The following is a 19,043-nucleotide window of genomic DNA, read 5'->3' on the forward strand; positions in this document are numbered from 1 at the left end:
TTACTGATAAAGTCTAGATTGGGTTTTGACGTTTTATCGTCATGAAATATCAATCGTTTAGCTGCATTTTTTGGCTGCATTTTTTGTTAGTTAGTAGATGTCATTTGCTTAATTCATCTGTGATATTTTGCAGAAAACGCAACCGCTCTGGTTTTAGTTTACCTTCAGCTAATGCTTGCTTGAGAGCGCAGCCCGGTTCCTGACGGTGGGTGCAGTTATGAAATCGGCATTGGCCGATATAAGTACGCATATCAGGAAAGTAATGCAGCAAATCGCCTGTATGTAAATAATGCAGCCCAAATGCCTGCAAGCCGGGAGAATCGATTAACTGACTCTCAGTATTGAGATCATATAACTGAGCATGAGTTGTGGTATGACGTCCGGAATCCAGCGCAGATGAAATCGTACCCACCCGAGCCTGCTCTTTACCCAGAAGTGCATTGGTTAAAGTAGATTTACCCATACCGGACTGTCCTAGCAGGATAGCACATTCACCCTGTAAATGTTGACGCAATAGAGTTATATCATTCAGAGCGCTGATGTTGATTACCTTATAGCCGAGGCTCTGATAATAAGTTAGTTTTACCAACCATTCAGCATTCTGAGGTAAGTCAGCCTTATTTAAAATAATCAGTGGCGTTATGTCTGCCGCTTCAGCTGCCAGTAATGCCCGCTGCAACAACAATTCACTTGGTGTAGGTACTGCCGCCAGCACTATTAGCATCAGAGTAACATTGGCTGCTATAAGCTTAGTGCGTGTTGCATCCTGACGGTATAGCAGGCTGCGACGGGGTAAATAATCTTCAATCACGGCTTGTTGTTGGTTGATATGCCCGATATACACAATATCACCGCAAGCAAAATCTATTCTTTTTTTTCGGGTAGTAGCCTCGTACATTTTTCCGGCGGCAGTACGCACCTGAAAACGCCGACCGAAACTGGTAACAATTTGCGCCGTTAATAACTTATCCGTCTGCTGCACCATTCCTAATGTCCTAATGTGCCTTTATTGCTGTCTGAAGTGCCGCAATACGTTCTCGTGCACCAGGATGAGAATCATAAAAGCGAGAATACCAGATATCTGAGACGAGACTGGCAGCATTGCTACGGTAGAGTTTGGTTAGCGCCTGAATTAAATCCTCAGCATGGGCATATTTAGCTGCAAACCGGTCGGCTTCAAATTCATTTTTACGAGACAAAACACTGGCCAGTGGTGAAAATGGGAAAGTAAACAGTGGTAGCACCAGCATAAACAATAATAAGGCCATGGCATGACTGGGTTCATGCACACCCAGCCCCAGATAAAAACCCGCCTGGGGCAATAGCCAACCTAAAACCGCAAATACAATTAAGGCAAGTATAAAAGTAACAATCATTTGCTTGAATACATGCTTGTGAGCAAAATGTCCTAATTCGTGCGCCAGCACGGCTTCAACTTCGTTTACTTGCATATCTTTTAGAAGGGTATCAAAAAATACAATGCGCTTGTGCTTCCCAAGACCTGTAAAGTATGCATTACCATGTCCGCTACGTTTGGATCCATCCATGACAAAAATTCCATCACTGTGAAAGCCTGTACGTTGTAGCAGATTTTCGATACGAGCACGCATGACATCATCTTGTAATGGTTCAAATTTATTAAATAATGGAGCAATCCATTTAGGAAATGCCCACATCAATAACAAAGAAAAACTTACCCAAACCAGCCAAACCACAAGCCACCATGCACCTCCGAACCAGTTTGCTGCAATCAGAATCTGCATGATTAATAGTATGATGTATAGCAAAGGTAAGCCAACAATAATAGCCAGCAAACATCCTTTGAATTGATCAGCAATAAACGTAGCTGGTGTCATTTTGTTAAAACCGAATTTAGCTTCAAGGCAAAAGCTGCGATACCATGCTAATGGCCAGCCCAATACCATATTCACCAGTGCAAACAAACCAATTAACAAAATTCCTTGTACTATATCGTGGTGTGTCCACTTTTGACTTAGACGTGCCAACAAATCTAACCCGCCGCCAAGTGTAAACACCAATAGCAACAATGCCTGAAACAGTATTTCGTAACGAGCCAGACGTTGTTTGGCTAAAGTGTAATCTGCTGCTTTCTGATGCTCATCCAGTGATACGTTGGCTAAGAATGCAGCAGGTACGCGGCTTCGATGCGCTAATACAGCTTTACTCTGACGTACAGACAGATACAACTGACCACAGGTTGTAGATACGAAAAATAAAAGAAATAGTAGATAGACTGTTTGGGCAGAAAGATAAAACGCCATAAAAACACACTATAGCTTAAAAATAATGATTGTAGCGGAGTTTGTACGTTATGGGTGGATAAAAGCGGCAATCCGAAAATCCCTTTTTTTAAATAGAAATTTACCACGCTTTTAGCCTGTTTAATAAATTTTCATGCCTGTATTTATTAGTTTCTAAACCAGAATAAATTTTCAAATTATCTTTTAATTTACCGTAAAAAAATAAGCTATCAGCCATTAGAGAAAGCAGCTAAAATGATGTTTTGTTATCAATCAAGATTAAGATATGCAAAACGATAAAAATCTTGTCTGGCTGGATATGGAAATGACTGGCTTAAATCCGGATACTGACCGGATTATTGAAGTCGCCATGATCATAACCGATAGTGATCTTAATATTTTAGCTCAGTCTGAAGTACTAGTTATTCATCAGCCAGATAGTATTATTAATCATATGGACAAATGGAATACGTCTACCCACACACGTACAGGCTTGATAGATAAAGTAAGGGCTTCTACCTTGACTGAAGCGGAAGCGGAAGAAAAATTGTTAGCCTTTATCAGTGAGTGGGTACCCGAAAAAGCTTCACCAATGTGTGGCAATTCGATTCATCAGGACCGTCGCTTTATGGTGCGATATATGCCGAAACTGGAAGCTTACTTTCACTATCGCAATTTGGATGTATCTACATTAAAAGAATTGGCTAAACGCTGGAACCCGCCTGTTGCAAAAGGTATAAGCAAAAAAGGCGCTCATCAGGCTCTGGATGATATTAAGGAAAGTATTGAAGAAATGGCTTATTATCGCAAACATTTCTTAACAGTATCTGCCTGATTTTGTATACTCCGCCTTTATTCTTTGCTGAAAAATTTTCCGGTTATGATGAATCCATCTTGTCCTATTAATCAGACAGCCATCTGGGCACAGCTACATCAACATCAGCGCAGTACCCGTTTTTTGCACATGCGTGATCTATTTCGGCAACAGCCGGATCGTTTTGAACAAATGCATGAGCAATTAAATGGCCTATTACTGGATTACAGCAAAAACCGCATTACTGAAGATACTCTGACATTATTAATAGAGCTGGCCAATATTGCCGATGTACGAGGCTGGACAGATAAAATGCGGCGCGGCGAAAAAATCAATGTCAGTGAAAACCGCGCAGTGTTGCACACAGCGCTCCGGCTTCCCCCTCAGGCTGAAGTCTATGTCGATGATCACAATATCGTTCCCGATATTCATCATGAACTTGAACGTGCCTATAGCTTTGCCGAAGCGGTTCGTTGTGGAGAATACACAGGAGCTCAGGGAAACCGTATTACGGATATTATCAATATCGGTATTGGTGGTTCGCATTTAGGGCCGGAAATGGTTACATTGGCATTACGACCGTTTCAGCAATCTGGATTGAATATTCATTATGTAGCCAATGTTGATGGCGCCAATCTGATGCAGGTATTAGAAAAAGTAAACCCTGCTACAACAATTTTTATTATTGCCAGCAAATCCTTTACTACACCAGAAACCTTACTGAACGCACAGACTGCACGAAGCTGGTTTATACAGCATGGCTTGCGTGAAACTGATATCGGCCGCCATTTCATTGCTATTACCAGTGCAATTGATAAAGCACAGGCTTTTGGCATACAACCTGAGCACATATACGCTATGTTTGAGTGGGTGGGTGGTCGCTACTCTGTCTGGTCAACAATTGGTCTGTCGGTTATCTTTGCCATTGGTAAAGATAACTTTCAAAATTTCCTCGCTGGCGGTCGGGCAATGGATGAACATTTCTTTCATGCGCCATTAAGACACAATATTCCCGTTTTACTTGGTTTGATTGGCCTGTGGTATCACACATTTTATACCACCACCAGCCATGCAATTATCCCGTATGACCACGGATTGCGCCGTCTCGCAGCACATTTACAACAACTGGATATGGAAAGTAATGGCAAACAGGTAAGCCGTTATGGAGAGCGACTGGATTTTGATACGGGGCCAATTATCTGGGGTGAAGAGGGCGTAAACTGCCAGCATGCTTTTTTTCAGCTCCTTCATCAAGGGCCACGTCTGATATCCTCTGACTTTATCATTCCGATTAACAGTTTCTACCGTGTGAGTACGCAACACAAGGTACTTGTAGCCAATGCGTTTGCTCAGACTGAGGCCTTAATGCATGGCAAAACACTGGCTGAAGCCTATGCAGAACTCATGACTTTAGACAATAAACGTCGTGATATCATGGCACCACAGAAAGTATTTCCTGGTAATCAACCATCTAATACCTTGCTGCTAGATGAAATCAATCCTTTTAATCTGGGGATGTTACTAGCAATGTATGAACATAAAGTCTTCGTTCAGGGCGTGGTATGGGGGATAAACTCTTTCGACCAATGGGGCGTAGAGTACGGCAAAGTTCTGGCGAAACACATAGAACCCGAATTGAGCAACACAGATACGCTTAGCCATGATGCATCTACCAATGGCCTCATAGACTACTTTAGAAAACATCACCATGAGACAAACCCTGCATGATATCACCACGAAACTAGAAGAACTCGGACACACTGTAACCTGTGCAGAATCTTGTACCGGTGGCCTACTGGCAGCTGAGTTAACTCAACTTCCAGGAAGTTCGGGCTGGTTTAATATGGGCTATGTAACTTACAGCAATCAAGCAAAGCAACACTTGCTCAATGTTAATGAAGTTACTTTACGACATTATGGTGCTGTAAGTGAAGAATGTGTACGTGAAATGGCTCTAGGAGCACTGATTGACGCCAAAGCTGATTATGCCCTTTCTATTTCCGGTATTGCCGGACCAACTGGCGGCAGTGCTGAAAAACCTGTTGGCACGGTCTGGTTCGGATTAGCTACCAAACAACGCATTTGGGCCAAACAACACCTTTTCAAGGGAGATCGTGACGTCATTCGAGCACAGGCTGTGGAATATGCACTGCGGTTTTTGCGTCATTATTTATATCGTTAAGTAAATAAATCTGTTTAAAAAATAAGAAGCTGGCCGTAAATAATACCGGCCAGCTTGTTTTATTTTTCTGCACAAACAAATTAATTATTCAATACGTTCACCATGAATGCTGACATCCATACCTTCACGCTCAGCATCATGATCGATACGCAAACCACGGCATACTAGTGCTGCTATTTTAAGAATCAGATATGTCATTATTACACTATAAACAACGGTAATTGCAACGTCTTTAACTTGTGCCAGCAGTTGACTGCCAACAGTGGATTCACCTCCGAAAATAGCATTACTGAATAGCATACCGGTTAAGATCGAACCCACTATTCCGCCAAAACCATGAATACCGAAAGCATCAAGCGAATCATCATAGCCAAATCTGCGTTTTAAAAATACAGCAGCAAAATATGCTGCTACCGCCGTTAGAATACCAATTACCAGTGCAGCCTGAGGACCAACAAAGCCAGCAGCCGGTGTAATCCCAACCAGTCCGGATACGGCTCCGGAAGCCATCCCTAAAGCAGAGGGTTTATGTCCGGCCAATTTTTCACAAAGCATCCATGTCAATGCAGCTGAAGCCGCCGCTACCTGAGTGACCGCCATAGCCATGCCCGCTGAAGCATCCGCCGCACCTGCAGAACCAGCATTAAAACCAAACCAGCCCACCCATAACATCGCAGCACCAGTTAATGTTAACACCATATTATGAGGAGCCATAACATCTTTGCCATAACCGAGACGTTTACCAATTACCAATGCCGCTACCAGACCAGCAATACCGGCATTAATATGAACGACAGTACCTCCCGCAAAATCAAGAACTGGCGTATGTGAGTCAGCCATAAAGCCACCACCCCATACCCAGTGACAAACCGGAGCGTAAACTAAAGTTACCCACAATCCAGAAAAAACCAATAATGCAGAGAATTTAAGACGTTCAGCAAAAGCACCGGTAACAATCGCAGTAGAAATAATCGCAAACGTCATTTGGAAAAACATAAATACGGACTCGGGAACAGTACCACTACCATTTACGATGGTAGTCATTTCTCTAGTTTTATCCAATCCCATGCCAACCAGCATAAATCTGTCTAGCCCGCCAATGAAAGCATTTCCTGGAGTAAAAGCCAGTGAGTATCCTACTATCATCCACAAAACACTGACCAATGCTGCCACAACAAAACTGTGCATCATGGTACCTAACACATTTTTTTTGCGCACCATACCGCCATAAAACAATGCAAGTCCTGGTACGGTCATCAGCAAAACAAGTACGGCGGATGTCATCACCCATGCAGTATTACCAGCATTTATTTCCGACAGTGGCCGCCACCAGCCGGACAAATTGCCTGCTAGGAGCGGCAATGGCATCAGCAAGACAGCAGCTAACAAACATTTATTTATTTGATTCATTTTATTTCCTTATTAAATAATACGTCTGTATTTACACCGCCGCATCACCTGATTCTCCTGTACGGATACGCACTACCTCATCGACATGCGAAACAAATACTTTACCGTCACCCACCTTACCTGTTCTGGCACAAGTAACAATCACTTCAATAGCACGCTCAACCAGTTCTTCCGTCAGAACAATTTCCATTTTGATTTTGGGTAAAAAATCCACTTCATATTCCGCTCCACGATAAATTTCAGTATGCCCTTTTTGCCGGCCAAAACCTTTTACCTCACTTACCGTCATTCCTTGTACACCTATCTCAGCCAATGCTTCACGAACATCATCCAATTTGAATGGTTTAATCATTGCAGTGATTTTTTTCATATAACACCCCATCATCGAATTTCACTATCTATCATCAATCAGGCAGAACCATAATTTATTCGAACCAGTATATTTAACTAAGTAGCGTAGTTTACAGTTATCTACAGTGACTAATCACACCATACATCTTTCTTTTAAATTTGCAAAGATGTATCAAAATTACTGAGGTATCAAATGCCGTGTTCTTTTGATTTGATCTCTATCTTTTGATGAAGCAATCCCCATATAAGGCATGAAACTAAACAATTACAATCAAAAATATAATTATTTAAGCACAATCATTAAAAATATTAATTCAAAACAACAAATGATTGGTGGCTCCCTTTTGGAAAATTTCTTTACCTCAATCAGTCTTTTTTCCTAAAGCCAAACCTCAATGTTATAAAATTACATATACCCTTTGAAATTTATAACTATTCTTAGAACAGCCCCACTCAAGTGACATGCATCTGACAGATACAATCAGGTATAATTGCAGCCTAATAGCAAAATAAATACATATACGTCATTGAAACATTTGTTTCTGTTAAGAGGCCAGCATGCTAATTTGCAATCCATACGAAATCGTTATTCAAGGCATGACAAATAATGGTAAACGCTTTCGCCCAAGTGACTGGGCTGAGCGTTTATGCGGGGTATTGTCTTCTTTCGATCAAGGGCACAGGCTGTCTTATCACCAATGGGTTCGTCCTATTCTGGTTGATAATATCCGCTGCGTAGCAGTCGATCGCAAGCTAGAACAGATTAGCGCCACAGCCTTTAATTTCATGATGGATTTTGCGCACGATAACGATCTGCGCATTCTGGATTGCAAAGCTTTATTAGAAGAACAGGAACACAGACAAATCAGCCTGACAGATGCTGTTGCACAGGAAAATATCGTAGCGAAACAAACCAAACAAATCGACTCTTCAACCTCTGCCGAAACAATTTCTCAGATTCCAGTCAGTCAATTACGAGAACTGAAACCAGCCGAAATAAGCTCTGCCTTTGCTGCATTACATATGTTACATCCTGATATTCGGGATATCACACAGTTTCAGGAATTGGTAACTATTCAGCAAGCAGAAGGTTATAGATTGCTGGGAATATTTGAAGAAGGTAAACAAAATGCAGTAACTGTTTGCGGATTTCGTATCGTCACCAACTTCACAGCCGGACGACATTTACATATAGATGATTTGGCCAGCTATCACTTACCGGTTCAGGATCATCAGATCAGCCAAATTTTAGATGCATTGAAAGCCATCGGACTCAAAGAACAATGTAAGTGTATTCATGCAGATTCCAGTGTTTCATCTGATAACACTAATATGCATCACCTATACTTGAAACATGGTTTTATATTAACATGCCATAAATTCAGTTTTACGATTGAATAATAATAATTAGTAAAATAGCTCAATCAACCATTGTTTCATTAAAAAAACCGGATTGAATAAATTCTTCAATCCGGTTTTTTTATTCACCTTCATCATTCTGCTTCGGCCAAATAACCACGTAATTTCTGCATTGCTTTAGCTTCAATCTGACGAATACGTTCGGCAGAAACACCATATTCACCAGCCAGATCATGTAAGGTTAATCCGCCATCATCCGCAAGCCAGCGACTTTCCACAATATGACGGCTGCGTTCATCTAATTTGGCCAGAGCTGTTTGCAGACCATCAGTCTGTAACGCGTAATGAGCTTGCTGAGCCAGTACCTGTGTTGGTTCGTTAGAGCTATCTGTTAACCAGTCTATCGGCGCAAAATTGTCTTCATCATCATTTTCAGCCAGTAAAGACATATCCTTACCAGTCATGCGCTGTTCCATTTCCAGCACTTCTGACAATTTTACTCCAAGATCATCTGCAATGGACTGGGCTTCTTTATTACTTAAAGCGGCCATTGATTTACGCATGCTACGTAAATTAAAAAACAGTTTACGCTGCGGTTTGGTGGTAGCTACACGTACTAAGCGCCAGTTACGTAAAATAAATTCGTGAATTTCTGCTTTGATCCAATGTACCGCAAACGAAAATAATCGTACGCCCCTGCTAGGCTGAAAACGTTTTACAGCTTTCATCAAACCAATATTGCCTTCCTGAATCAAATCAGCCTGATTCAGGCCATAACCATCATATCCACGCGCAATAGAAACCACTACACGCAAGTGTGACAAAATCAATTTTTTTGCAGCCTCTAAATCTCCTTCGGTCTGGCGTACCGCTAAATCCTGTTCTTCCTCGGGAGAAAGCATAGGAATATTATTTACGGTATGAATGTATTGCTCCAAACTACCATGCCCAGTCGGCACGGGTAATGCAAAAGCTGTATTCATGCCTATCCTTTCTGTTCGTGTTAGGCTATTGCTATTAATGTAACTGCAACACATTGTTTGTTACCTAAAAATCAAACAATAACCCAACTAATAATTTATCATTGTAATTAAAATAAGAATGTACTTCAATCACTATTTATGAATTGTTCATCATTGGTAAAATAATGTATTTTATCAATTTCGATTGTATATATTAATGATTATACACATCAGAATAATTTATTCAACAACGATAACGTCTAAAAACATAGATTATTAATAATAAAATCAAGCTAATAATAGCTAAGGGCCAGCTGCTACCCAGCCACATATAGGGTGTAATGCCCCTGTAGCCGTAAATTTTACCTTCCAGCACACCTGCTGTATCCGGTCTCAGATGTGCGACAATCTGACCTTTGGGATTGATAATGGCTGTCATACCGGTATTAGTGGCTCGAACCATATAACGCCCTGTTTCCAATGCCCGAGCCTGAGATTGCTGCATATGCTGTTCCATAGCATGGGAGTGTCCATACCAAGCCATATTACTTACATTGGCCAGCATACTGGCCTGACTGGCCGAATTAATGATTTCATCACCAAAACCATCTTCATAACATATATTGAAGGCTACACGCTGATTAGCCAGCTTTAAAGGTGCTTGAACAGCACCGCCGCGAGAAAATCCGGCTAGCGGCATATCCATCCAGCGATACAACCAGCCCAGTAGAAAAGGCAATGGAATATATTCTCCAAATGGCACTAGGTGATTTTTCGCATAGTAAGGTAATCCACTGACGGATAGTGGGGCTGTAAAATTTACTACCGAATTCAGATAACCTGATCCATCGGCGGTATACTGCGGAATACCAACTGCTAAAGCAGAGCCATTGTTTCGCGCTAGCTGGGTAAATACAGCTAGCTGCTTTGGTGACATATCCTGCCGCATTACTGGAATGGCTGTTTCGGGCAGAATAACAATATTGGCGTGCGTACTGTTTATCAGGTCAAGATAACGCCTAAGTGTTGGCTGTAAAGATCGTTCATCCCATTTAAAAGATTGGGGAATATTACCCTGTGCTAAAGCCACTGATGCATGCGTACCGTCAGGCTGAGTAAACTGACAATGCAATAAAACCGCACCGAGCAGCCACACACTCAATACGCTGATACTACACCCTGTTTTAGCCTTAATTGATTTAGCCAGTAACAGCTCTGCTAACCATGAACCAGTGGCAACAGTAAATACGGTAACCAGAAAAATTCCGCCTAGAGGTGCAAAACCAGCTAAAGGTGAATCAGCTATCTGGCTATAACCCCATATGCCCCAGCCGAAACCGGTCAGTGCCCTTTCCCGTACGAATTCTGCCAACGCCCATAGCAACGGTAAAACTAGTACATGACGAACGCTACGAGAATTTCTGAATTTTCCGAGTAGCCAGAATACTAGAGCAGGATAAACAGCCAGATAGGCGGGCAGCAGCAAAGTTAATGGCCAGGCCATTATCTGCGGTAAACCAGCTACATCATGCAATGCAATATCTATCCAGTAGAGTAAAACAGTATAGGCTGTGAATGCCCAAAGATATGCTGAACGAACACGCCATTGTGGTCGTACTGATTGTAAAATCAGCAATATGGCCAATAAAACAGGTAAGAGCCAGAAATGATAATAGGGAGCATAAGCAAAAGGCACAAGAGCAGCAGATAAGAATAGAAGTGGCCAGTACAGCCAAGGTTTGGCTAAAACAGCACCATATTTGAATTCATAAATAGGCTGTGCCGACTTATCCTTTTGTTTGGTCACTTCTATCTTCTCCAGCGTTTTAACCGGCTTAGTAGATACAGATTTTTATAATCATTACTGACTTTAAGCTCGTATTGTAGCTATAAGCAATAAAGAATAAATATCCGCTTACTATAATCTGTTATGGTGCGTATCAACGCAATCAGACTGGATTTATTATTCCTTCCAATCTTGAAATATATGCAATACAGATAAAGTTTAATATAGTTTAAGCTTTAACCTTATCTGGTTTATGAATGAGCACTATTTTTTACCGTAACCATTAAAGTCTGTAGACGCCTTGCATCGGCACGGGCGACAGTAAAATTTAAATTTCCAATAGTAATTTTTTCGCCACGTACCGGCATATGGCCCAACTCTTGAATCACCAAACCTCCTATGGTATCAACTTCATCATCTGAATAATCGGTACCAAAAAATTCGTTGATGTCTTCTATTTCGGTTACTGCATTGACGCGAAAACGTTCAGCTGAAACTGCGAAGATATTGTCGGCACTATCATCTTCATCAAATTCATCCTCAATATCACCTATGATTGGTTCAATCACATCTTCAAACGTCACCAATCCAGAAGTGCCACCATATTCATCGACGACAATGGCCATATGATTCCGTTGTTCACGAAATTCCTTGAGTAATGTATTCAGGGATTTTCCCTCTGGCACAAAGACAGCCGGTCGTATTACCTGTTCTAACTGAAAATGTTCGCTTCTGCCCCAGTACTTAAGCAAGTCCTTAGCATGTAGGATACCCAAAATCTGATCTTTATCTTCTCCGATTACGGGGAAACGTGAATGAGTGGTGTCAATAATATAGGTAATTATTTTATCCAGCGGATCTTCAATTTTGATTACATCCATCTGGCTACGCGTTATCATTGCATCACGCACTTCCAGATCAGCAAAATCCAGCACATTTTCCAGACATTGCAATGTATCAGCATCAAAAACCTGCCGTTCATGTGCTTCCCGTAACGTTTGTAAAACTTCAGCTTCAGTCTCTGGAGCCTCTCCAGAGATACGATTTACCAGTCGCTCAAAAAAACCGGGTTTCGACGAACTTTCGTCCATAATCAATATTCATCCTGTGCATATGGATTTGCATATCCTAACTGATGCAGGATACGGATTTCAAGCGCTTCCATAATTTCTGCTTCTTCATCTTCAATATGATCATAACCCATCAGATGCAAGACTCCGTGGACTGTCAGATGAGCATAATGCGCTATCAGTGGCTTTTGTTGTTCAGCAGCTTCTTTCTCAATCACCTGCGGGCAAAAAATAAGATCCCCATTCAGTTCTCCTTTGTCCGGCATAAATATATTTTCGCCCTCATTTAGTGCAAAGCTTAATATATTAGTCGCATAATCTTTGTGCCGATAATCATGATTAAACTGGCGTGCTTCTGTTTCATTGCATAAAAGAATAGCGATATTGGCACGTTTAAAACTATTTTTGCAGGTTTGCCATATCCACTGACGCCATTGGCTGAGTGTAGGAATATTTTGTGCATCACTGTGATTATCAAAATGTAAACTGAATACAGCATTTAAATGCTGTAAAAAAAGGCTTTTTTTGGCAACTTTCATTTAATCATTTTTGTATCCTAATACGGATATTTTAGCAATTTCGGCTGGGAAATGCATTACTCTGCAATTTTGATTAGACTGTGAACTGAATCTTTATCAATGAATTCAAGATAGGCTTGCATGTTTTTAGGATAAGAAGATTTCAAAACAAGTTGCCAGTGATATCAAATAAATTGTTGTCAACTCAGGCTTAGTCTATAAACAATTACAGAAGTAATATTACGTGGTATGTTTTCAATATTGCTGAAAAGAAATCATTTTTTTAGTCTAAATGCAATCTGAGACAACTTTGAATCACTATTATGAATTCATAAACAATATATCCATCTGGATTCAGTGATAAACGCTAAAGTGAAATAATAAATCCATAAGTAGATTCTGCTTTGAGATGTGAAACATGAATCTACTTATGGTTAAAGATATCTAGCAAATTGATTATGCCAGAAGAGAATATGAAGTTATAAATGGGTTACTTCAGACATGAACTTATTTAAAGTATGGCTATAATAGGCTACCGCCCTGTTTAAGCTTTATAAACAGGGCTGTATGCTGAATTTTCTGTTATCGTAAAATATCCACAATGCTGCGGGCAGCACGACGGGCATCCAACAAAATCAAACCTAATTTGGCACCTTCATTAGCTGTCACAGCCAGTACATTGGTATCACCTGCTTGAATCAGCAGAATATAACCATGTTTACCCTTTACCATAACTTGCTCCAGTTCATCACACTGTAATTCACGTGATGTGCGGTTACCCAGAGCAAGCAAAGCTGCCGCCATTGCACCAACGCGATCCGGATCAACACCATTTGGTAACAAGGTTGCTACCGGCAGACCATCGGAGGAAATTACAGCAGATGCGGTAATGTCAGCCGAGGAGCTGTTTAAATCGCTTAATACCGAAACCAGTAATTGTTCTTGCATCTTGATGTCTTTCTATTGATGTTATTCATTTACCACATGAATGTCTTCACCAGCCAATACATACAGGCCACGTACCATAGTGACGAAAGCCTCACTGTTGAGTAATGGCAATCCGGCAGTGACCAAAATATTTTTGGTATTCCCTATATATAAAGGGAAGAATGTTAATTCACTCTGACCGGCAGGATCACATATCCCGATAGCGTTGTTGTATATATTGAGGTTATTTTTAATCAGCAGGCTGTGTTTTTCAGTCAGCCGTGTTGCCTCGCTGGCCAGATTGGCCACTTCTTCGGCAGTCTCATGATTAAAACCGACATTAGCAAAATAAAAACCATCCTGATCAACCAGCAATGCCTTATGGCTGTCTGACAATTGACCCAGAATATCTTCGAATCCATCTGATGTTACCTTCACCAGCTGTGAGCTTGGTTTGGCTTCACCATATAAAAATTCCAGACGTTGCAAGCGATATAATAAATTCAATGCAGTATGAACATCATCTGTCTCAGCCCATTGCTTTAAACGCTCTTCAGTTAATTTGGCGTTTATGTCTGCCTGCAGAATGTTAGCCAGTAACATACGGCTTGCACTGTGACTAGGGCTAGACACTGCATAAAATGCACCAGCCGGCATCACTTTTGGATATAAATCATGATGTAACTGTAATGTAGAATCCATACTGACTATCCTTCCAATCCCGGATCAATGGAATACAGCATAGCAGTAACCAGTTGTTTCACGTCATCTTCATTGCGTGCATCAACTTCAAACACAGGTACATTTAGATTGTGTTGTGCCAGATACTGCTGATAAACATCCACACCTGGCTGTGGATTTAAATCCATTTTGGTCACACCCACAACAACTGGTGCATCTTCCAGCAAATCGTGAAAAGAAGTCAGGAAGAATTTCAAATCTTTCAATGGATTCTGGCGAGTATTATCCAGTAACAGAATTAAACCCATACTGCCCTTACTCAGAATACTCCACATAAAATCGAAGCGTTCCTGACCTGGGGTACCATATAGATGAACTTTGGTATTATCGTCCAATCGAATAACACCATAGTCCATGGCGACAGTAGTATAGCCTTTTCTGTCCTGAGTCATGTCCGACGCACTGGCATCTGTCTGTACCGGAGGATCATCCGATAATGCAGCGATAGCAGTTGTTTTTCCCACCCCAACCGGGCCGGTAAAGATAATTTTATTTTCAACCATGATTACTCCCTGCTTAGGTATTAATTGCCACGCAAGCGACCCATCAAACGTGCCAGTAAACCTTTCGGCTTGTCGTCATCGCTTTCATTATACTCTGACGTTGGTGCACCACCATCTGGTTTGGAAACCTTCTGTGGTGCTTTCCGGGTCAGAACCATTTCTTTTTCCTGTTGCGCAGCAGAATGAGTCAGCGGCTGCTCAATAATCAGGGAACCAATTGAATAAGTAGCAGCTATGTAGTTCAGGACATCTTCCAGAGATACGGGCAACAACTTGTATAAAGTGTTGAGTGCTACGGGCGTACGTACCAGAAAAGCGGATAGACGCATAGCTTCAGGTAAAAACGCCAGACGAGTCATATTCGGCCAAGCTTTCAGCTTGATGATTGTATCTGGTGTAATCGGATCGATTAGGCGGCCGCGAGCTGTCCAAATTGATAGCTGCCATATACAGGACTGTAAGGTAAGTTTTGCTTTGTCATGCAACTGTGCGGTAGGTGCGGAAGCTGGGACAGTTTTAGTCTGCCATTCTGCATCAGTCTGCATACACAATTGTTGTAAAGCATCATTATCAACAGCCAGTAATACTTTTTCAACACTTGGAAATACAATCAACACAGGTTTGTTTTCAAACAGAATTGCAGTATCTTCTGATTGCTGTGCCAGCTTTTGCACCATGCCCAGCAATGTTCCTTTTGTGTGAAAACGTACTACTGATACGGCTTGCTGAGTATGTTCAGACGCGTTTTGCTGCTCTAGTCTCTCGGCAGTTACGGTTTCCTCGCTGGCCGTTTCCTTGTGTGCAGCAGCTTTATCAGCCAGCCAAACACCATTGCCCTGCTGTAAATTACGCAGATGTTGAAACAGGGTATCGAATCTGATGGGTTTCATCAGATAAGGAGCAGTAAATGACGGCGCATTACGTCCGAAAAATACGACTACAGCTTCAGGATATTTCTTTTTGGTCTGTTGCCATACTTCTTCACCATCGGCTGTGTCACCATCTACCAGAACCAACTCAGGTTTGAGGTTATCTTCAGGCTGTATCAGCTGATAGTTAACGCTATTGTACATTTTGAATGCCATGCGCAACATGGCTGTCTGGCGATCATCCACATTGACGAGCAAAACATAGGCAGTTTTTACTTTAGGTATTGAATTGTTCATCATTGATTTTGCACACCACCGTGGTTAATACGTTTCAATAATTGACTCATAGCCAGTACAACTTCCTCAGGCGGGGTCTGAATTTCAGCACGGATAACCTGTAACATTTTTTCCAGACGTGTCCATTCTTCTGCACGTTCGTATAAGTCAAATAAAGTAATGTAGAGCTGGGACTCCTGTGGATAAAGCAGAACTGATTTTTCCAGTAAATCCATGGCTTCATCAAATTGACCGAATGTAAGCAATGATTCCACATCACGCAATACGCGTTCGGCCGGTGTTTCAGCCACATCATTATCTGAAGAAGCCTTATCAACCAGTGATAAACGCTTGGCCTTCAGTGCACTGCTATTCATGGGTAGATAACCCTGCGTTACCCCAATATCACGCAGTACGGTTTCACTAGGTCTGGTTTCTAACTGCTCAAACATCGGATGTTGTCCAAGGCTATAGCCCCATCCAAGCATACGCTCTTTTACGACATTACCATATTGACCAAGCGTATAATATAAACGCCATAAATGCTGAGCGAATACATTAATATTATTGTGTCGGTAATCCAGCACCAGAGCATCAATAATCAAACCCGCCGGTTTTTTGGATGTTTTGATGGCTTTATTCAGACAGCGGATAGCAGCATCGTAGGGCAACTGCTCTTTCAACAGTCCGTAGCTGTTTTCCGGTTTAGAGAAGCTTAGCAGTACGTCACGCTCATCCCCTCTAATTTTAAAATTACCAACATTGCCTTCGACTAACAATTCATGCGGCTGTTCGTCGGTGTTTGACCCATTATTGGCTGATTCAACCGCCGGCTGTATATCTTCAGGTTTTTTATCCTGATTGATTCCGACTTCTTTTTCAGTTTCCTTGACATCCCACTGCAGCAAGTCTTCGGCCAGAACACGCAAACCCAGATGGTTTTCATCCAGGGCAAGCCCCTGACGAATCAGATTTTCTAGCTCAGTCCGATTTAAACACTTGCGATACAGATCAATGACTTCGGCAAGTTTGTCGGTATTTTTGGCTTCCAGACACAGTCCAGCCAGCTCGTTGACCAATGTATTGGCCATTGCCGGGCTTAACTGGTCGGCATTTTGTTCCAGATAGGCAGAGAGTGAGTCTGCTGCTTTCTGGAAATAGCCAAACTGTTTGTAAACTTTATATTCAGTCAGGTGATCCACAGTGGCAACAGATACTGTGGCTTTATCAGGCCTAGTTGGCTGCCAGTCCCAATCGTCGCCATCAAGTGCTTCTGCTGTTTCTTGTGCTGCGGGTGCCGTCTGAGCATCTACAGTTTTACTTCCAGTTTTTTTCTTACTTTTGGAAGCAGACTGCTTTTTACGAGCAGTATCTTTACTTTTAGCATGGTCGCCCGCTTTCTGACGCTTTTTCAGAATAAGCAATGCAACCAGCAATATGACTAAAAGGGTAATTGGTAAATATAATTCCATAATTTACATCCCTTTTACGATTATCTGCCAGAAGCATGAGCGCATGGTTAAATGCATGTTTTTCATTTACGGTAACGCTTCACATACAATTGTCAATACTGTAACTATTTTACCTTAGCTTGCATTTGTTCGCCAGATTTTTATTTGACCTGGGGCAGCATTCCGTTAGGTAACAGTTGCCATACATAACCAGGGTATTTCATTTTACCAGCTAATGCGCCGGCTTCATCGCCATAACCCCAGAAATAATCCACTCTCACAGCACCGTTGATGGCACTACCGGTATCCTGTGCCATCAAGAGCCGGTTTAAGCCGAAACCATTGGCTGGATGAGTGGTAGCGACAAACAATGGAGCGCCTAGGTTGACAAAATGACTGTCTACGGCAGCGGAATAGCCCTTCGTCAGTGGAACACCTAATGCACCGGTAGGTCCGCTAGCCGGCTCTGCTGTGGCCCGGAAAAAAACGTAGCTCGGATTCTGACCCAGCACTTCGGCTAGTTGCTGTGGATGCCGCTGTAACCATGCTTTGATACCTTGCATTGAAGTTTGCGCAAGTGGCAAATATCCCTTCCCAGCCATATATTTACCAATGGAAACATATGGGTAGTCATTTTTGTCGGCATAGCTGAGACGCAGCATTTGTCCATCTGGTGTTTTTAATTGTCCGGAACCCTGTACATGTAGAAAGAATAATTCTACTGGATCATTAGCGTAACCCAGAATGGGGGCTTTGCCATTGAGGGCTCCGGCATTAATCTGTGCCCGAGTGTAATAAGGTACCAGCTGGCTGCCGCTGATTCGACCTTTTAATGCCCGTGTTTTCTCATTGAGGGGAAAAGCAGCCAGATTGGCAGTGTAATTACCGGTCGGTGTGATGACTCCGCTGTTGGGTCCGGTGAGGCGAATGCGCACTATCCCCTGACGCTGGCCGCTTGTAAGCGGTACGACAATAAAGTCGTTGGGGATGCCGTAAATTGGAAACCGTGCCTGAGCTGTTTGTTTAGTATCGCCCTGTAGCATGGGTTCGTAATAACCAGTAACTGTGCCGGCGAGTTGTCCATTCTGACTGACCTGCCATGGCGTGAAGTAGCTTTCAAAAAAAGCTTTAGCTTGATGATTGTGTCTGCCTGTTCGGGCAGCTTGCTGACATACCGGCTGCCATGCAGGCTGCATTTGCAGTTTGCCGCAGCTGGTTTTGAATGCTTCTAGGCTGTCTACAAATGATTGGTCTGACCATTGGGGCAAATCGTGATAATTAACGACGCGATAGCTGACACCAGCTTTCCCCGGTGTGAAGACGTAACTGGGTGGCAATGGCTTGCCGGGTGCAATAGCTGAACCACTGATACCGGACAAAATTTTATCTGTCGGTTTGTGTGTGATGCCACAGGCAGCAAGACATAAAACGCTAAACCACAATAGCCAATGACGTATTGAGCTAAATTTTATTGATGGTTTCATTTGGACATGTTCTTGTGTAATGAATGGTACAGATTCTTACCGTATTTTTATTATTATGACAGTCCTTAGCCCTTTTGAA

General features: G+C 42.1%; 18 protein-coding genes. 4 read left to right on the top strand and 14 right to left on the bottom strand.

Annotation, left to right across the window (positions count from 1 at the left end; translation table 11 throughout):
* Nucleotides 1–100: 100 nt before the first annotated feature.
* Nucleotides 101–985: a ribosome small subunit-dependent GTPase A gene (gene rsgA / locus J3U64_RS06040; protein ID WP_267408620.1), complete on the bottom strand. Its 885-nt coding sequence runs from the start codon at nucleotides 983–985 to the stop codon at nucleotides 101–103.
* Between the two features lie 10 nt (nucleotides 986–995).
* A complete protein-coding gene (locus J3U64_RS06045; RefSeq protein WP_267390876.1) occupies nucleotides 996–2,282 on the bottom strand; it encodes a M48 family metallopeptidase in 1,287 nt (428 codons plus the stop codon).
* A gap of 265 nt (nucleotides 2,283–2,547) precedes the next feature.
* Here J3U64_RS06045 and orn point away from each other — a divergent pair, with 265 nt between their 5' ends.
* The 3 genes from orn to J3U64_RS06060 are packed head-to-tail and all read left to right on the top strand — an operon-like array spanning nucleotide 2,548 to nucleotide 5,257.
* The gene (gene orn, locus J3U64_RS06050) at nucleotides 2,548–3,096 is read left to right on the top strand and encodes an oligoribonuclease (protein WP_100141117.1); all 549 of its coding nucleotides are present in this window, start codon (nucleotides 2,548–2,550) and stop codon (nucleotides 3,094–3,096) included.
* Between the two features lie 48 nt (nucleotides 3,097–3,144).
* Nucleotides 3,145–4,803, top strand: a complete 1,659-nt coding sequence (gene pgi, locus J3U64_RS06055) for a glucose-6-phosphate isomerase (RefSeq protein ID WP_100151604.1) — start codon at nucleotides 3,145–3,147, stop codon at nucleotides 4,801–4,803.
* A complete protein-coding gene (locus J3U64_RS06060) occupies nucleotides 4,784–5,257 on the top strand; it encodes a CinA family protein (RefSeq protein ID WP_267408621.1) in 474 nt (157 codons plus the stop codon). Before pgi ends, J3U64_RS06060 begins: the two co-directional genes overlap by 20 nt.
* 84 nt (nucleotides 5,258–5,341) lie before the next feature.
* Here the strand turns inward: J3U64_RS06060 and J3U64_RS06065 are convergent, their stop codons facing one another.
* Nucleotides 5,342–6,658, bottom strand: coding sequence for an ammonium transporter (locus tag J3U64_RS06065; protein WP_267408718.1), 1,317 nt, complete (start codon nucleotides 6,656–6,658; stop codon nucleotides 5,342–5,344).
* Nucleotides 6,659–6,698: 40 nt separating this feature from the next.
* Entirely contained in the window at nucleotides 6,699–7,037 is a 339-nt protein-coding gene (locus J3U64_RS06070; protein ID WP_267390881.1) for a P-II family nitrogen regulator, read from the bottom strand.
* A 539-nt stretch (nucleotides 7,038–7,576) separates the two neighbouring features.
* Here J3U64_RS06070 and J3U64_RS06075 point away from each other — a divergent pair.
* Nucleotides 7,577–8,419, top strand: coding sequence for a GNAT family N-acetyltransferase (locus tag J3U64_RS06075; RefSeq protein ID WP_267408622.1), 843 nt, complete (start codon nucleotides 7,577–7,579; stop codon nucleotides 8,417–8,419).
* Between the two features lie 92 nt (nucleotides 8,420–8,511).
* On the opposite strand, the gene rpoH is transcribed toward J3U64_RS06075, so the two are convergent.
* The 10 genes from rpoH to J3U64_RS06125 all read right to left on the bottom strand — a co-directional run bounded on the left by rpoH (nucleotide 8,512) and on the right by J3U64_RS06125 (nucleotide 18,964).
* Complete coding sequence (rpoH, locus tag J3U64_RS06080) at nucleotides 8,512–9,360, bottom strand: RNA polymerase sigma factor RpoH (protein WP_100141113.1); 849 nt, start codon at nucleotides 9,358–9,360, stop codon at nucleotides 8,512–8,514.
* A gap of 223 nt (nucleotides 9,361–9,583) precedes the next feature.
* Nucleotides 9,584–11,113: an apolipoprotein N-acyltransferase gene (lnt, locus tag J3U64_RS06085; protein ID WP_267408719.1), complete on the bottom strand. Its 1,530-nt coding sequence runs from the start codon at nucleotides 11,111–11,113 to the stop codon at nucleotides 9,584–9,586.
* 263 nt (nucleotides 11,114–11,376) lie between these two features.
* The gene (locus J3U64_RS06090; protein ID WP_267408623.1) at nucleotides 11,377–12,216 is read right to left on the bottom strand and encodes an HlyC/CorC family transporter; all 840 of its coding nucleotides are present in this window, start codon (nucleotides 12,214–12,216) and stop codon (nucleotides 11,377–11,379) included.
* A gap of 2 nt (nucleotides 12,217–12,218) precedes the next feature.
* A complete protein-coding gene (gene ybeY, locus J3U64_RS06095; protein ID WP_100141111.1) occupies nucleotides 12,219–12,734 on the bottom strand; it encodes an rRNA maturation RNase YbeY in 516 nt (171 codons plus the stop codon).
* Between the two features lie 561 nt (nucleotides 12,735–13,295).
* A complete protein-coding gene (locus J3U64_RS06100; RefSeq protein ID WP_100091176.1) occupies nucleotides 13,296–13,661 on the bottom strand; it encodes a roadblock/LC7 domain-containing protein in 366 nt (121 codons plus the stop codon).
* Nucleotides 13,662–13,682: 21 nt separating this feature from the next.
* Nucleotides 13,683–14,342: a peptidase M23 gene (locus J3U64_RS06105; protein ID WP_100141110.1), complete on the bottom strand. Its 660-nt coding sequence runs from the start codon at nucleotides 14,340–14,342 to the stop codon at nucleotides 13,683–13,685.
* A 5-nt stretch (nucleotides 14,343–14,347) separates the two neighbouring features.
* Complete coding sequence (locus tag J3U64_RS06110) at nucleotides 14,348–14,884, bottom strand: GTP-binding protein (RefSeq protein ID WP_100141109.1); 537 nt, start codon at nucleotides 14,882–14,884, stop codon at nucleotides 14,348–14,350.
* Between the two features lie 20 nt (nucleotides 14,885–14,904).
* On the bottom strand, nucleotides 14,905–16,053 hold the full coding sequence (locus J3U64_RS06115) for a hypothetical protein (protein WP_267408624.1): 1,149 nt from the start codon (nucleotides 16,051–16,053) through the stop codon (nucleotides 14,905–14,907).
* Nucleotides 16,050–17,501 (bottom strand): hypothetical protein, encoded by a 1,452-nt coding sequence (locus J3U64_RS06120; RefSeq protein WP_100141107.1) that lies wholly within the window; start codon nucleotides 17,499–17,501, stop codon nucleotides 16,050–16,052. The genes J3U64_RS06115 and J3U64_RS06120 overlap by 4 nt, the downstream gene beginning before the upstream one ends.
* Nucleotides 17,502–17,641: 140 nt before the next feature.
* Entirely contained in the window at nucleotides 17,642–18,964 is a 1,323-nt protein-coding gene (locus tag J3U64_RS06125) for a murein transglycosylase A (RefSeq protein ID WP_267408625.1), read from the bottom strand.
* Nucleotides 18,965–19,043 lie beyond the last annotated feature (79 nt).

The organism is Snodgrassella sp. B3800 (genome assembly GCF_026535865.1).
Lineage (GTDB): Bacteria > Pseudomonadota > Gammaproteobacteria > Burkholderiales > Neisseriaceae > Snodgrassella > Snodgrassella alvi_E.